The organism is Chitinophaga pinensis DSM 2588 (genome assembly GCF_000024005.1).
GTDB lineage: Bacteria > Bacteroidota > Bacteroidia > Chitinophagales > Chitinophagaceae > Chitinophaga > Chitinophaga pinensis.
The window spans coordinates 553,024-568,139 of record NC_013132.1 but is presented as its reverse complement, the minus strand read 5'-3'; the positions used below and the strand labels follow the sequence as shown (position 1 = coordinate 568,139).

The window sequence follows — 15,116 nt, the reverse complement described above, 5'->3', positions numbered from 1 at the left end:
GTGTCATTGCCTGTCTTGGCGGCAACCACTTAGGATAGAATGCTATCGGTAATGTGGTAAAGGGCGGAAAAAGCCACGATCTGACTGGTGAGATCAGGTCGTGGGTAAAAAGTTGTTGTTACTGCCTCTTACCGGCCTTCTTTCATCTTATTGTTTTCTTTTAAGAGCCTTGCTTTATTTGAGATAGCCGTGCTCCTTTTATTCCTAATTCACTACATCTTTTCCATCAGGCTTATAGCATCCTGAAAGTATGCGGTGTATGTCCTGTCTGGCTTTTGAAGAAGTGGGAAAAGTTGGCCGGTTCCTCAAAGCCGAGGGAGTGGGCGATGGCGGAAATGGGCCAGTCGGTGTGCATCAGCAGGAGACGTGCTTCCAGGAGGATGCGCTGGCGGATATGCTCACTGGTGGTACGCCCTGTGACACGTTTGACGGTGGCGTTAAGGTGGTTGGGATGTACGTTTAAAGTGAGTGCGAAATCGCTGGCTGTTTTGAGATGGATCTGTTCCTGTTCGGAAGTGATCGGGAACTGTCTTTCCAGGGTATCAGTGAAGCGTTCTGCCAGTAGCTGAGCTGTGGTCAGAGAGCGCTGCGGTACTATCTGGGGAGCGGCCACCCTTTTGGCTTCCAGTAATAAGAGCTGGAGGTAGATAAGGATGGCTTCCTGACGGTAAGGATTGCAGTCCTTGCTTTCTTTCAGGAGATGCCCAAACAGCTGCAGCATATAAGCTGTTTGTTGTTCGGTCAGATTGATGACCGGGTTCGCCCCTACCTGGAAAAGTGGATGGTGCATTAACTCATCACGGGAATGACGCTGCATTTCAAACAGGTTCTCCGTGAACCGGCAGTAATAACCATCCTGTTCACCTTTCGGTTCCCAGAGTTTTGGTTCAAGCGGATTGATGAAGACAATTGCAGGCGCTTTGATCACATAAGTGCGCTGACCTAAAGTCATGATGCCGCCACCTTGTGTCATCAGTGTTATTTTGTAATAATCTCTTCTGCTGGCAGATATATATTCCCGGCAGGGATTGGTGGAACGGGAGTGAATGGAGAAATTACTCTTTGCCGGCACCTTTGGCAAGTTCTCCTGATCAACGCTTACCTGTGAAAAGTCCTCGCTCAGCGTTAGCTTTTTGCGAGGAACAGTTCTGCTATTCTTACTGTTTATGGAGGACATAGAGTAAAGTTACTCAAAAGCAGATTGCTAATGGTATGCTAATCAAATCCCGTCTATTATAGCGAGGACGTGCGGAATAATAGTGGTTTGGATGGTCGTTCCGCTGTTTAAAAGGAAGCTTGTTTGTAGCAATGTTGCAAATTTAGTTTTGATAAATTAACAAATATTTCACAACTTGAGGTCAACCTTTATCAACCAAAATCTTGTTTTCATCAACTGGTCTTTTTGATGAACTGCCTATTTAAACCAACTATCTGTTGCAGTAATACAAGATTCTTTATATCGGGCTACATGTTATTAATTCCATACCTATGGCTGTAGTAATGATGACATGTAGCCCTTTCTTTTTTCACTGTATTCATTGTTATTTCGAATGTCCGGACGGCCTTATCTGCTACTGATCTTTTTTCTCCTTTTCAAACTGACTTTTAACTATTGGGCTATATATGCCGGTTATGACCTGCATAGAGATGAATACCTTCACCTGGACCAGGCCAATCATCTGGCAGCAGGCTATCTTTCAGTGCCACCGTTTACGGCATTTATTTCACTGCTCATAAAAGCGCTTGGCGGCGGTATGCATTGGGTGCGCTTCTTCCCTGCCCTGTTTGGCGCATTGACCATGTTGCTGATCTGGAAGACTGTCGAATTACTGAAGGGTGGATGGTATGCACAACTGATCGCAGGACTGCTGTTTCTGTGTTCTGCCTTGTCGAGAATCAATACCCTGTTTCAGCCAAATAGTGCAGATATCCTGGCCTGGACGCTGATGCTTTACCTGTTGATACGTTACGTAAAAGAGGGGAATTCCAGGCTGCTATTGTGGCTTGGATTGACTACAGGTATCGCCTTCCTGAATAAATACAATGTACTATTCCTGGTAGCCGGTTTGCTACCTGCATTGTTGATCTCTTCACAACGAAAAATATTCCTTGATAAATACCTGTATGGCGGTCTGCTGATTGCTTGTCTGCTGGCATCGCCCAATGTAATCTGGCAGCTACAAAACGGTATGCCGGTGATACATCATATGCATGAACTGGCAGAGACGCAACTGGTGAATGTAGAACGGATGGGTTTTGTGAAAGACCAGTTGGGCATTTTCCTGATAGGTAGCCTGATCTGGATAACAGCATTGCTATCGCTGATCTGGTATGCTCCTTTCCGCCCTTATCGTTTTATTGGCTGGACTTTTCTGCTGGTAATGGCGCTGTTCATCTACCTGAAGGCGAAAGGATATTATGCGTACGGGATCTATCCCATATTACTGGCGCTTGGAGGTGTCTATTGGGAGCGGCTTTTTTCAAAAGGATGGTTACGATATCTGCGGCCGGTATGGGCTTTTCTGATCATATTTCCTACTGTGTGGTTATTCCGGCTGATATTTCCTGTACTGTCCCCACAGCAGTTATATGCCGCTATGACGCCGCTGAGACGCGAAATATTCTGCAGATGGGAGGATGGTAAATTGCATGATCTGCCACAGGATTTTGCTGATATGCGGGGTTGGCGGGAACTGGCTGATCTGGCAGTGAAGACTTATCAGCAGGTACCTGACAGCGAACGGAAAAATACCCTGATACTCTGCGACAACTACGGACAGGCAGGCGCTATTAACTACTATGCAGGAAAGGCGCTTCGTCCGGCGATCACCTTTAGTGCCGATTATGTATGCTGGTTTCCAAAAATGGACAGTCTGCACTACCTGATCGTAGTGGGAGAAGCGCCGATGGAATATGTCCGGAAATATGCGTCCGGAGACGTCAAAACCGGACAGATCAATGACGTTCTGGCAAGAGAATATGGCACCGGGGTATACCTGTTGCAGGGAATATCACCTGTTTTTCCTGCGAAATTGTTTGAATGGCAACGGCAGGAACAAGCCAGTTTCAGGGCTTGGAAATAAGCTATTTTACAATAACGAACTCTACTTCGCCAAAGCCCAGCTGCAGGATCTCTCCGTCCTTTTCAAGGCAGAGTTTTCCATCAGGAAGTACATCGCGGATAATGCCCTCAAATAACTCCCCGTTCATGCGGTACGTACCTGCTTTATTGAACCGGAAAAGTTTGCTTTTATACTCGTCCAGAAGGGTGTTGTAATGCGCAGGATGCAACAGTTTCATTCTCTCTTCCAGGCAGGCGCAAAGGGTGCGTGTCAGCTCAATAGGATCCCAGTCTTTTCCTGTGATCTGCTTGAGGGATACGGGATTGCTGAGATGCGGAGGGAAGCTGGTCTGGTTCAGGTTAACCCCTATACCCACGATGGCATATTGCCATGTAGTGCCACGTAAGACGTTTTCGATCAGGATACCACCTGCCTTTCTGTCACGCCAGTAAAGATCATTACTCCACTTAATTCCGGTTTCATCACCGGCATATTTACTGAACCAGTCATAGGTGCTGAGTGATATTACAACGCTAAGCATGAATTGTCTGGAAAGAGGCAGTGTGCCCGGTTGCAGGGCAATAGAGAGCATGAGATTTTCTCCCGGGGGAGACGACCATTGTTTACCACGTTGTCCTTTTCCTGCAGTTTGCTCCATGGCAAACCAGGCTGTACCGGGTGTCACATGGCCGGTATTTACCTGCTCCATGGCATAGTTATTGGTGCTGTCTACTGTGTCTAAAATATATAATGGCTGTCCGATCACTGAAAAATTCTTTTCTGATTTATTTTGAGAGCAAAGTAACTCATTTTATCTTTTTCTTAACAATCGGCCAGGCGCTGGCATAAGAGCAGGGGTATTAGACAAGTGTATGATTTATAGGCGATAAAGTACTGTACATCATTGATTATTGCACATTGTAACAATATCATATTCCGGCGTTTATTTGCTCCTTCTTTAGTAATTTTGACAATTAAAGATTATTTTTAACCAAAAGAGATTTTATTGGCACCCTTAACCGTTCTGAGTACGAGAAAGAAAGCGTTAACGCGCTTGAGTAGAGAAAGCGAGATTTTTTCCACCATCATCAAGGCCATCCAGGAAAAAAAGGGAGAAAATATTGTTTCTCTGGATCTGCGCCAGATTCCTGAAGCTGTGGCTGATTTCTTTGTTATATGTGAGGCTAACTCCAACACACAGGTTAGGGCGATAGCCGACTACGTGGAAGACCAGGTGTCGAAACACATCGGCGAAGAGCCTTATAAACATGAGGGTTTTACCGCGCAACAATGGATACTTGTAGATTATGTGAATGTTGTGGTGCATGTATTCCAACCTGAGGCCAGGCAGTTTTACAGCCTGGAAGATATGTGGAGTGATGCAGAACGAATGGAGCATAATGATACGAACTAATAACTTTTAACTATTACAGACATCCTTAAAAAAGGATCGTAAGATTATGGAAAGAGGCAACAACTTCAACAAGGGAGACAAAACGCCAAAGAAAGGACCAAAGTTCAACATATACTGGGTGTATGCTTTTATCGGGGTAGCTTTGCTGGCAATGAACTTCGCTAACTTTGGCGCCGGACCCAAAGAGCTGAGTTTCCAGGAGTTCCAGCTCAATTACCTGAAACCAGGTGATGTAGACAAGCTGGTAGTAGTGAATAAAAAATCCGTAGAGGTCTACATTAAGAAGGACAGACTCCCTGAGTCTAAATTCGACAAGGTATCCAAGAACCGTCTTGGCTCTCCTAATCAAGGCCCTCATTTCCGCTTCTCAATTGGTAGTGAAGAGAGTTTTAAGGCCGACCTTGACAAGGCACAGGCCGGAGTCCCTCTGGAAGATCAGGTGAAAGTGACGTATGAGGACAGACAGAGCTGGTTCGAACCATTTGTTCAACTGCTGCTCCCACTGGTGCTGCTGATTGGATTGTGGATACTGCTGATGCGTAAAATGGGTGGCCCTGCCGGTGGTAGTGGTGGTCCAGGTGGCATCTTCAACATTGGTAAATCCAAAGCGACACTGTTTGACAAGGGTACCCGTGTAAATATTACTTTCAGTGATGTAGCCGGTCTGGATGAAGCGAAAGTGGAAGTGATGGAGATCGTTGATTTCCTGAAGAATCCGAAAAAATATACCGCTCTGGGAGGTAAGATTCCTAAGGGCGCATTACTGGTAGGTCCTCCCGGTACAGGTAAGACCCTGCTGGCGAAAGCAATGGCAGGCGAAGCCCAGGTACCTTTCTTCTCCATGTCAGGTTCTGATTTCGTTGAATTGTTCGTAGGTGTGGGTGCAAGCCGTGTGCGTGACCTGTTCAAACAGGCTCGTGAGAAAGCGCCTTGTATCATCTTCATTGACGAGATCGATGCGATCGGACGTGCCAGAGGTAAGAATGTAATGATGAGTAATGACGAGCGTGAAAATACCCTGAACCAGCTGCTGGTAGAAATGGATGGTTTCGGTACCGACAGCGGTATCATCATCCTGGCTGCTACCAACCGTCCGGATGTACTGGACAGCGCGCTGCTACGTCCGGGACGTTTCGACCGTCAGATCTCTATCGATAAACCAGACCTGAATGGCCGTGAGCACATCTTCGACGTGCATCTGAAACCAATCAAAACTTCTCCAAACCTCGATATTAAGAAACTGGCTTCAATGACTCCTGGCTTTGCCGGTGCAGACATCGCCAACGTTTGTAACGAGGCTGCTCTGATCGCTGCCCGTAAAGGCAAGACTGAGGTTGAAATGGAAGATTTCAATGATGCAGTAGACAGGGTGATCGGTGGTCTGGAAAAGAAAAACAAGATCATTTCTCCGGAAGAGAAAGAAGTGATCGCATACCACGAAGCTGGTCACGCTATCTGTGGCTGGTACCTTGAGCACGCTAATCCGCTGGTGAAAGTAACAATCGTTCCCCGTGGTGTAGCAGCATTAGGTTATGCACAATATCTGCCGAAAGAACAGTACCTCTATAATACCGAACAACTGCTGGACGATATCTGTATGACTCTTGGTGGTCGTGCAGTTGAAGACATCGTTTTTGGTAAAGTATCTACCGGCGCCCAGAATGACCTGCAGGTAATTACCCGTATGGCTTATGCAATGGTAACCGTGTATGGTATGAACGATAAGGTTGGTAACGTGTCTTTCTACGATCCTAACAGCGATCAGTCATTCACTAAACCTTACTCTGAAGAAACAGCCAAAATGATCGACGAAGAAGTTCGTCTCCTGATCGAAAAGGCTTATCAGCGTACCAAAACCCTGCTAACCGATAAACTGGACAACGTGAAAGCGCTGGCGCAGGAACTGCTGAAAAAAGAAGTATTGTACCAGGCAGATCTGGAAAGATTGATCGGTAAACGTCCTTGGGATGTTCACCGTGAGCATATCGCAAACAAGGAAGGTATGACCACTGACGGCGTACATCCTACCGATATCATCAATCCTTCACCTACACCTGCTAACGCGTAAGCTATTATGAAGATTTCTCCTGCGAAGGAAAACATCCTCAAGAGAGTACGAAACGCATTGAGTCAGTCGGTGCAGTTGCCCTTCCCTAACTCGGAGGGCAACAGTTCCGTTTTTGTGAAGGAACATGATGGGCTGGAGATGAAATTCGCAGAAGAATTTGCCCGCTTACAGGGGAAGTTCATTTTCTGCACCAGTAAAAACGAACTGCTGGACAACCTGGCGGCATTAGTCGAATCCAAAGACTGGAAAGACATACACTGCCAGACGCCATCCCTGATGGAGCAGTTTCAGTTAAAGCAGTTTCCTTTTATGAATAAAGGAGATATGCATACTGCGGAGGCAGCGATCACAGACTGTGAGATGCTGGTAGCGCGTACAGGCACTATGGTGCTGAGCGCCGCACAAGCTTCCGGAAGGGCCTTACCGGTTTACACACCGGTGCATATAGTGATCGCTTACACACATCAGCTGGTATTCGATCTCAAAGATGCAATCGCCCGTCTGAAAGAAAAGTATCACGGTGATCTACCCTCCTCTATCTCCTTTGCCTCCGGTCCCAGTCGTACCGCAGACATCGAGAAAACACTGGTAGTCGGAATACATGGCCCGCGAGAGGTATATGTGTTCCTGTTGGATGAATAGATTTGTAAACAATAAAGCATATTTGAGCAGCGCGTGATCCTATCATGCGCTGTTCTTTTAAATGATCATGTTATACGGGCCACTATGACCAGGTTATTCCTAATTCTTTTTGCTGCTGTTCTGCTGGCGTCATGTGGACAGTCTTCCGAGCAGCGTACCGCCACAGTAGATACCATTAATACCTTCATCGTAAAAGAACCCAGCGCTGTTATCTTCAGACCTGCAGGGGATAAATTACGCTCGCTGAAAGCCGCTATCGGTGAAAAAGGCTTCCCTTCTCTTGAAGCAATTAATAAAAGTACACAGACTGACGACAGTGCTTACCTTGCCGCTAAAGGTGTGAAGGTGGTCAGCACAAGCGCTACACTGCTGAAATTTATCAAACCGAACGGCGAAGTGTTCTATCTCAGTCTGGTTCATCCGAAGTACTCCTGGGAGATATTCCTGTACAACGGTTATAGTGATCCTGTGAAGGCAGATCTGACAGATATCGAGTCCGCTTACCTGGAATCGGGTATAAAGAAACCATGAGGGTTGTTTTCTTAAAGACTTATCTATTACTTCGCGGTGCAAATCGCTTCATCATCAGCGGTCTGTTGTTTCAAACAATACAGACCGGATAAATATCATCATCTATGACGCATGGACTGTCCACAGTGGACTATTCCATTCCTCTTCCGGAAGGCAAACGTGTTTACTTCGCATCAGACTTTCACCTGGGCGCTCCTAATCCTGCTGCCAGCAGAGAAAGGGAAAAGCGTATTGTAAAATGGCTGGATGCCTGTTCGAAAGATGCTGAACACATCTTCCTGGTAGGTGATATTTTCGATTTCTGGTTTGAATACAAAGAAGTGGTGCCTAAAGGCTATACCCGTCTGCTGGGTAAACTGGCTGAATTGCGTGATAAAGGCATCGGCATCACCGTATTCATTGGTAATCATGATATGTGGATGGACGGCTACTTTGAAGAAGAGCTGGAAATCCCGGTACACTACGAACCTAAAACATATGATATTGGCGGTAAGCGATTTTATATCGGTCACGGCGACGGTCTTGGTCCTGGTGATCACGGATATAAAATGCTGAAGAAAGTATTCCGTAACCCCATATGCCGCTGGTTATTTTCATTGATACATCCTTCCTGGGGAATTGGTCTGGCGAATTACTTCAGCCGTAAAAGCCGTGCTGCTACTGGTGGCGAATTGGAAAAATTCCTGGGAGAAGAGAATGAATGGCTGGCTATCCACAGTAAAGAAGTATTACAGAAAGCCCATTTTGATTACTTCATTTACGGCCACAGACACCTGCCGCTGGATTTACAGGTAGGTCCTGACAGTCGCTATATTAACCTCGGCGACTGGCTGAATTACTTCACTTATGCCGTCTTTGACGGAAAGAAAACTGAATTGATATATGATGGAAAATAGCGCTTCGCGCTGTTGCAATAAACTCCGTCAGTCGAGGATTTCGTGCAGGATCGGGGGAGAATTTAATTCCTGGAAATCAGGCAGGTGCAATCTGAAGAAATCCAGATAAGCATATAACAGCTTTCTGCGTTTATCTTTATTCATGTTGATCTCGTCCAATGCTTCCCAGCTTTTACACTGGAACAGGCGATCTGTGATCTCACTGTTCGCAGCATCAAGATAATTACTGTGATGTGGTGGCAGATCTGTAAATGAGCCTTCCTGGAGATCGAGATAGTGGGCATATTCAGAATAACGTCCATTGAGCCGGAAACCAAGATGCTCCGCCAGTTTAAGGGTGAAATAAAGCGGGATATTGGCCGCAATACCCAGTGGCGCCATATCCAGCGCCTGTAAAGCCTGTTCGGCAAAGTAGTATAGGTCCACCTGCTGCTCCGGTTCACGCAGACTTTTCTGTAGCAACTCGATCATATAAAGCGCTACTGTGTTCTTCACAATATTGAAGTGCAGGGAGGTATAGATATAACCCAGTTTAAACTCAGAAATACGCTGGATGGTCTTTTGCTCATAGTGGTATACGACCATTTCCAGGATATTACCCGGCTGGAACAGATTGCCTTTGGCTTTTGGTTTGGAGCTGCGCACGCCGTTCACCATATAGGATTGTACCCCGAATAGTTCGGTGAATATATTGACGATGGCACTGGTATCGCCGTATTTGACTGTTCTTAATACTATTCCGCGGGTTTTGTGTAACATAAAACTAGACAGCAACTGCTGCACTCAAATGTACGACTAGCGCTTGTTAATTGATGAATACAATCTTTGTCACCACATGCTCCCCTCCTGTTTCCCCTGCAACAAATACGAGATAAACACCTGACTGTGGCCGATGACCGGTATAATCCAGTCCGTTCCAGATGGCTTGTCCGCCAAGAGCTCTTGTCTGGTATACCATTCTGCCACTGATATCGGTAATTTTTACCCGGGTGTTATCTGCCAGTCCACGGATAGCGATAGGGGCGCTATAATCATGTTTCACAGGATTCGGAAACACCAGCACGGAATCTCTCTCCATTTTGCTCACAGGTGCTGTGGCGGTACCATGCCAGGACATCAGGCCTTTGGCGGTAGCGAAGTAGACTTCTCCTATCTTCGGATCTATGGCAATACGGTGGATGTGATTGTCGGGTAGCGGACTATTACCGGTATTGAAATGTTCAAGGATACATTGTCCATCGTCGCTCACCAGCCAGGCACCATTGTAAGTGCCGACCCATTTGCGGTTTGCGCCGTCCACAGCGATGGTAGTCACTTGTTCATCCTGGAAGAGATAACCGGCAAAGTTGTCCTGCTGAATGACAGGAAGGATTGCATTACAACCATCGGCAGCGGCCTGCCCGGGACAATTGATAATGGCAACGCCACGGGCAGTGCCGATCCATATACTGCCATTACGGTCTTTGGCCAGGCAGTAAACATCATTGGAAGGCAGATTGCCCTGTGCGGCACCCAGACGGTATTGCCGCCATTGGTCGTCAGATTTATTGTCGAGGGTATTGTTGTGATTCAGCACATATAAACCATTGCTTTGCGGAGAAACCATGTATACTAGTCCATTGTCGTCTGTCAGTAACTGACTGATAGCATTGCCGGTCATGGCATAAGGGCTGCGGAAGGAGACCCAGTTATCGTCTGATTTTTTAACCAGCAGATTGTTGTTTGCGCCATAAGCGGCCACCCAGAGATTGCCATTAAGATCGGTAGCGAGGCCGCTGATATTGTATGCTGTTGGATCATTTGTTGCCGCCGGCAGGATGCCCTGTTTGAATACGGTCCGTTTGTCCCCGCTGATGCGGACCAGTCCACCCCCAAAGGAGCCCAGGTATATAGCATTGGCATCTACTGTCATAGTAGCGATATCATGCAGGGAATCCGGCCATCCTGCAGTCGCATTCCAGGAGCCGTTTTCAAAACTGTAATAGCCATCGCGGTTGCCGGCAGCCTTCCAGTTATTACTGATAGTACCGGGAGCAGCCAGCAGCGTATTGCCGGAGAAAAGCAGGTCGCCGGTAATAATGCCGGCAGGCGCATCAGGATTGACAGCTGTATATTCACTGGTTTGTTTATCGTATTGTATCAGTCCGGAAAGGGAGTCTGCTATCCAGAGCGCATGTTCAGTGCCGGCTGCCTGCATAGGTGCTTTCAAGAGGGCATGTTGAAAAGAGGATACGACTGCTGCATTGGCGTTCAGTGCCAGAATACGGGATGCGCCGGCCTGTGGCTGGCAGAGCAGCAGTTGATTGTTATATATGCTCATATTGCTGATAGTACGACCGGCAGTATACCATGGCGTCCAGGTATTATTGTTCAGCAGGTATAGTTGATTACGCTGGCGGCATATCAGCAGGTTATTGAAGGCAATGATTTCCTGTACGGAGTCAGGGGCAAGGCCCTGTGAGAGAGAGGACCAGTTGCGGAAATCGGATGGATTGTTGCTGTTAAGCGATGCCGTTCTAACCCCTTCTGAAGTGGCAGCAAAGAGGGAGGTCCCTATTATGGCAACCGAGTAAACGGGTGTATAGGCGCCGGTGCTGCCCACGACATAGGTCGCCTCAATTTCCGGTACGGAAGTATTCAGCACTACGATACCCAGACCGGTACAGAGATATGCTTTGTTGTTACGAAAAATGACCCGGAAAATGGTTTTATCGGCGGCGACCTGTTTACGCATCAGGTCAGGGATATTATAGATCGTGTTACCACTCAGCAGATCGACGTTGCTGTTGGCATAAGCGACGAGTATGGTCTCATCATTAACTGCAAGGGTGCTGATACCGATATCATGCAGACCGTTTGCCTTACTGTAGCGACTGAGCTCCAGTCCATCTTCAGGCGTATTGGCCACGGCGGACAGTCCCTGGGCGGCGGCACAGTATATCTTGTCTCCTTTCACGGCGACAGCGACAGCGGGACGCCAGGGAAGGTGGTCGCTCCACTGACCGACGTAAGTGCCTTCAATATGTTGCTGAGCGCTTATCTGGAGGGCATTCAGACAGGATAGGCATAGTATGGCACAGAGGGATATCAGAAAACGGTACATGCATCAAAAATAGTTATATGTTATTACTTTGAGTTACCTTTACGCCCTACTAAAATTACAAAGACGCGTATGTGGCAACGCTTAGCAGGATTCGTATTGAAATTTCGTTTACCACTCCTGGTCTTATTACTGTTGAGCACTGCAGTGATGACCTATTTCGCCAGCAAAGTAGAGCTTTCCTATGAAGCAAATAAATCTATCCCGCTGGATAATGCGAAATATAAGGAATATATGCAGTTCCGGGAATTGTTCGGAGAGGATGGTAATATGATGGTAATCGGTATTCAGACTGACAATTTCTTTCAGAAAGATTTCTTTCATGATTATGTAAAGCTGAATGAGGACCTGAAAAAGGTGGAGTTTGTAGAGAATGTACTGAGTGTACCTTTTGCCATTAACCTGGTGAAAAATGACAGTACACGCAAGCTGACAGCAGAACCGCTTTTTCGCGGAGATCTGCAGCAGCAGGCCATACTGGACAGCCTGGCTGGTACATTGAATAATCTGCCTTTTTATAAGGGATTATTGTATAATCCGCAGACACATGCTTACCTGATGATGATCAACATTCAGAAGGGTGTCATGATGACTCCGCGCCGTACAGAGGTGGTGGAGAATGTGATGAAGCTGGGTACTGCTTTCGGAGAGAAACATCATACAGAAGTACGTATGAGTGGTTTACCGCTGATCCGTACCCTGATGGCAAATAAAGTGAAGAAAGAACTGGATCTGTTCCTGAAGCTGTCGTTTATACTGACGGCTGTGATCCTGCTGATCTTCTTCCGCTCTATCAGTGCGGTATTGATGTCCATGATCGTAGTAGCAATCGGCGTGATCTGGTCTGTAGCAACGATCGTGCTGCTGGGTTATAAAATCACCTTGCTGACGGGGCTGATCCCACCATTGATTGTGGTGATCGGGATACCGAACTGCGTGTACTTCCTGAATAAGTATCATACAGAATACGCGAAGGACGGTAACAAGACGCGGGCGCTGGTACACATGATACAACGTATGGGTATTGTGACGCTGTTTACTAACCTGACCGCAGCGATTGGTTTTGGTGTGTTCTGTTTTACGAAGAGTGAATTGCTGAAAGAATTTGGTGTAGTAGCAGGTTTGAATATCATGCTGATCTTCCTGATCTCTTTTATTTTCCTGCCTGCAGTACTGAGTTACCTGCCACCGCCAAAGACCAAGCATACGAATTACATGAACAACCGCACGTTCCGCGCTTTGCTGGACGGGCTGACTGCATTGGTATTCAAATATCGCGCATGGGTGTATGGCGTGACGGTGGTGCTGGTGATTGGAGCTGTAGCGGGTATGCTGAAGTTGAAATCAGAGGCGCATATGTTGGATGATATTCCGACAAGTGACAAGCTGTATACAGATCTGAAATTCTTTGAGCAGAACTTCAAGGGTGTAATGCCGCTGGAAATAGCGGTGGATACAAAGAAGAAAAATGGTGTGGTAAATCTGAAAACGCTGGAGAAACTGGATCAGTTATCTAAGCTGATCGGTGCGCAGCCGGAGTTTGCAAGACCATTGTCTGTAGCGGAAGGTATTAAATTTGCCAAGCAGGCTTATTATAATGGAGATAGTTCTAACTACGCTATTCCAAACCAGTTTGATATTGGTTTCCTGGCGCCTTATCTGCGTATGAAGGGCGGCACTAATGCGGCGGGTAATGCGACTGCGTTTACGAAGCTGGTTTCCTCCTTTATGGACAGCAGCCGTCAGGTAGCCCGTGTGAGTGTGAATATGGCGGATGTTGGTTCTGCGAAACTGCCGATATTGCTGGATTCATTGCGTCCGCAGGTAGATGCGATCTTTGATACGGCACAATACAAGGTAAGTTATACCGGTACGAGTGTGATTTTCCTGGAAGGTAGCCGGTTTATTATCAATGGTCTGACAGAAAGTATTCTGCTGGCGTTTGTACTGATCATTTTCTGTATGCTGTATCTGTTCCGTTCCTGGAGGATGCTGCTGATATCATTGATTCCTAACATCATTCCGCTGGCGGTAACAGCAGGCGTAATGGGCTGGCTGAACATTCCGTTGAAGCCATCGACGGTGCTGGTGTTTAGTGTGGCGCTGGGGATCGCAATTGATGTGACGATCCGTTTCCTGGTCAACTTCAAGCAGGAGTTACCGCATCATAACCTGGATATTTCGGCTACGGTGAAGCAAACGATCCATGAGACGGGTTTGAGTATCATTTATACATCACTGATTCTGCTGGCTGGTTTTATGATCTTTAGTTTCTCTGAATTCGGTGGAACGAAGGCATTAGGTTGGTTGACTTCACTGACTTTGTTAATGGCGATGATCACAAACCTGACTATTTTGCCGGCATTGTTATTGTGGATGGAGAAGGCTTTATTGAAGAAGGCTAAGAAGAAGCAATTGTGGAATGCGCTTGATGAAGAGACGGATATAGAGATGTCAGAGCTGGGGCTGAAAGAAAGAGAAAAAGAAGACTAGACAAGTATAGTTTCTACATATGTTTAAAACGCTCAATACATGATTATCAGTATTGGGCGTTTTTGTTATACCCAAATAATCTAGTGGGCTACATTCATCCCCCCTTTATCGCCGCTCGTATAAAAGGGCGTTACATACCCGGTAAAAAGTAAGAGGTTTATAATGCCATTCTAACCTCTTTTAGTTCATGAAAAACAAATACTTAAAGGGCGCTCACCTTTCTGAGCGTAAATTTAAGGAGATACTACGGCTATTTGCCGAAGATCTTACAGCCACTCAGATTGCCAACATTAGTGGGGTAAGCCGTGTCACTGTAAATAGTTATCTCAAAAAGATCCGCCAGCAGATTGCCCGTCACTGTGAGTCTTTATCGCCCTCCGACAATCACAACCGTTCAGTAGCCCCCGCGCGCATCACACATGCTTCACCTGCCGAGGATGGGGACGTATCCGTCAAAACAGAAGTAGGCCGTACTGTAAAGCCGGTCGTATTTGGTATTTACCGTTCTTCGGACCGGTTACATACGGAGATATTGCCTGATGTAAGCAGGTCAATGATCCATTCTGTTGTGAGGAGCAGCCGTTCTATTCTGGAGATGCAGGGAGCCGCCGAGAAGATCCGCCGTTTCAGCAATGTGGTGGACCTGGGGCAATACCGTTTGTACAACCTGGAAAATGAGGGCGCTATTAGTATTGCGGACGACGTGGACGCGTTCTGGGGGTTGACCAAGCACAGGCTTGCCAAGTTCAAGGGATTGAACCGTAGTACTGTGTATTTACATTTAAAGGAGTGCGAGTTCCGGTATAACAACAGGAATGAGGACATTTATGAGACTTTGCTGGAATTGTTAAAAAGCCAGCCGCTGAGTCTTTCCTGATTATTTCTCTTTTACTAAGATATTGCTGCAATG

12 protein-coding genes are annotated in these 15,116 nt (G+C 46.7%); 8 read left to right on the top strand and 4 right to left on the bottom strand.

Features of this window, described 5'->3' with window-relative positions:
- Positions 1–232 precede the first annotated feature (232 nt).
- Entirely contained in the window at positions 233–1,177 is a 945-nt protein-coding gene (locus CPIN_RS02300) for a helix-turn-helix domain-containing protein (protein ID WP_012788144.1), read from the bottom strand.
- A 373-nt stretch (positions 1,178–1,550) separates the two neighbouring features.
- Between CPIN_RS02300 and CPIN_RS02295 the strand changes: the two genes are divergently transcribed.
- Entirely contained in the window at positions 1,551–3,083 is a 1,533-nt protein-coding gene (locus tag CPIN_RS02295) for a glycosyltransferase family 39 protein (RefSeq protein WP_012788143.1), read from the top strand.
- Position 3,084: 1 nt separating this feature from the next.
- On the opposite strand, the gene CPIN_RS02290 is transcribed toward CPIN_RS02295, so the two are convergent.
- Positions 3,085–3,828: a biotin--[acetyl-CoA-carboxylase] ligase gene (locus CPIN_RS02290; RefSeq protein WP_012788142.1), complete on the bottom strand. Its 744-nt coding sequence runs from the start codon at positions 3,826–3,828 to the stop codon at positions 3,085–3,087.
- Positions 3,829–4,116: 288 nt separating this feature from the next.
- Between CPIN_RS02290 and rsfS the strand changes: the two genes are divergently transcribed.
- From rsfS to CPIN_RS02265, 5 genes are all read left to right on the top strand, one after another.
- On the top strand, positions 4,117–4,476 hold the full coding sequence (rsfS, locus tag CPIN_RS02285; RefSeq protein ID WP_245552072.1) for a ribosome silencing factor: 360 nt from the start codon (positions 4,117–4,119) through the stop codon (positions 4,474–4,476).
- A gap of 46 nt (positions 4,477–4,522) precedes the next feature.
- On the top strand, positions 4,523–6,544 hold the full coding sequence (ftsH, locus tag CPIN_RS02280; RefSeq protein WP_012788140.1) for an ATP-dependent zinc metalloprotease FtsH: 2,022 nt from the start codon (positions 4,523–4,525) through the stop codon (positions 6,542–6,544).
- A gap of 6 nt (positions 6,545–6,550) precedes the next feature.
- Positions 6,551–7,186: a LutC/YkgG family protein gene (locus CPIN_RS02275; protein ID WP_012788139.1), complete on the top strand. Its 636-nt coding sequence runs from the start codon at positions 6,551–6,553 to the stop codon at positions 7,184–7,186.
- 84 nt (positions 7,187–7,270) lie between these two features.
- Positions 7,271–7,717 (top strand): hypothetical protein, encoded by a 447-nt coding sequence (locus CPIN_RS02270; RefSeq protein ID WP_012788138.1) that lies wholly within the window; start codon positions 7,271–7,273, stop codon positions 7,715–7,717.
- Positions 7,718–7,821: 104 nt separating this feature from the next.
- Positions 7,822–8,613, top strand: coding sequence for a UDP-2,3-diacylglucosamine diphosphatase (locus CPIN_RS02265; RefSeq protein WP_012788137.1), 792 nt, complete (start codon positions 7,822–7,824; stop codon positions 8,611–8,613).
- A 27-nt stretch (positions 8,614–8,640) separates the two neighbouring features.
- Here CPIN_RS02265 and recO read toward each other — a convergent pair whose 3' ends face one another.
- Complete coding sequence (gene recO, locus CPIN_RS02260) at positions 8,641–9,372, bottom strand: DNA repair protein RecO (protein WP_012788136.1); 732 nt, start codon at positions 9,370–9,372, stop codon at positions 8,641–8,643.
- Positions 9,373–9,418: 46 nt separating this feature from the next.
- Positions 9,419–11,716: a type IX secretion system anionic LPS delivery protein PorZ gene (porZ, locus tag CPIN_RS02255; protein WP_012788135.1), complete on the bottom strand. Its 2,298-nt coding sequence runs from the start codon at positions 11,714–11,716 to the stop codon at positions 9,419–9,421.
- A gap of 69 nt (positions 11,717–11,785) precedes the next feature.
- Between porZ and CPIN_RS02250 the strand changes: the two genes are divergently transcribed.
- Positions 11,786–14,206 carry an efflux RND transporter permease subunit gene (locus tag CPIN_RS02250; protein WP_012788134.1) on the top strand — a complete coding sequence of 807 codons (2,421 nt, stop codon included), beginning with the start codon at positions 11,786–11,788 and terminating at the stop codon, positions 14,204–14,206.
- A 187-nt stretch (positions 14,207–14,393) separates the two neighbouring features.
- On the top strand, positions 14,394–15,083 hold the full coding sequence (locus tag CPIN_RS02245; RefSeq protein ID WP_012788133.1) for a LuxR C-terminal-related transcriptional regulator: 690 nt from the start codon (positions 14,394–14,396) through the stop codon (positions 15,081–15,083).
- Positions 15,084–15,116 lie beyond the last annotated feature (33 nt).

Bases quoted from the DNA above. Each gene is read 5' to 3' on its own strand.
- CPIN_RS02300 (WP_012788144.1), bottom strand. From the start codon at position 1,177: ATGTCCTCCATAAACAGTAAGAATAGCAGAACTGTTCCTCGCAAAAAG.
- CPIN_RS02295 (WP_012788143.1), top strand. From the start codon at position 1,551: ATGTCCGGACGGCCTTATCTGCTACTGATCTTTTTTCTCCTTTTCAAA.
- ftsH (WP_012788140.1), top strand. From the start codon at position 4,523: ATGGAAAGAGGCAACAACTTCAACAAGGGAGACAAAACGCCAAAGAAA.
- CPIN_RS02275 (WP_012788139.1), top strand. From the start codon at position 6,551: ATGAAGATTTCTCCTGCGAAGGAAAACATCCTCAAGAGAGTACGAAAC.
- CPIN_RS02270 (WP_012788138.1), top strand. From the start codon at position 7,271: ATGACCAGGTTATTCCTAATTCTTTTTGCTGCTGTTCTGCTGGCGTCA.
- CPIN_RS02265 (WP_012788137.1), top strand. From the start codon at position 7,822: ATGACGCATGGACTGTCCACAGTGGACTATTCCATTCCTCTTCCGGAA.
- recO (WP_012788136.1), bottom strand. From the start codon at position 9,372: ATGTTACACAAAACCCGCGGAATAGTATTAAGAACAGTCAAATACGGC.
- porZ (WP_012788135.1), bottom strand. From the start codon at position 11,716: ATGTACCGTTTTCTGATATCCCTCTGTGCCATACTATGCCTATCCTGT.
- CPIN_RS02250 (WP_012788134.1), top strand. From the start codon at position 11,786: ATGTGGCAACGCTTAGCAGGATTCGTATTGAAATTTCGTTTACCACTC.
- CPIN_RS02245 (WP_012788133.1), top strand. From the start codon at position 14,394: ATGAAAAACAAATACTTAAAGGGCGCTCACCTTTCTGAGCGTAAATTT.